Below are 393 nucleotides of genomic sequence, written 5' to 3'. Positions count from 1 at the left end.
GGACCATTGAGATGCAGGTGATGATCGAGGGACAGTCACGCTTCCGGCCTTTCGGCTTACCTTATTGGGGTTTCGAAGATCTCAACAAGGGAGTTGGAAGCATGACTGCCTCTTATGATTACCATATTGGCGTCGACTACCACAAATCCTATAGTCATCTGGTGGTGCAGGACAGCAGCGGCAAGACGCTCAGATCGGGCCGGGTGAAGAACGATCGCCAGTCGCTCGGTGGGTTTCTGGAACGCTACCGCGAGAACTCGCATGCTGTGGTCGAGGCGACGCGCAACTGGATGGTGATGTACGACTGGCTCGACGACATTTGCGATGATGTCGTTCTCGCCCATCCCTTGAAGGTCAAGGCGATTGCCGACGCCAAGATCAAGACCGACAAGA

Annotated in this window: 1 protein-coding gene; it reads left to right on the top strand. The window is 55.0% G+C overall.

The window, feature by feature from the left end; all coding sequences use genetic code 11:
• Positions 1–101 precede the first annotated feature (101 nt).
• On the top strand, positions 102–393 hold a 292-nt coding region (locus tag IB264_RS34300), incomplete at its 3' end, for a transposase (RefSeq protein WP_146161036.1).

Origin of the sequence: Ensifer sp. ENS11, from assembly GCF_014851895.1 — a bacterium.
GTDB classification, from domain to species: Bacteria; Pseudomonadota; Alphaproteobacteria; order Rhizobiales; family Rhizobiaceae; genus Ensifer; species Ensifer canadensis.
Note: the sequence above shows the minus strand (reverse complement) of the source record. Positions and strands in the feature narration are given on the sequence as shown.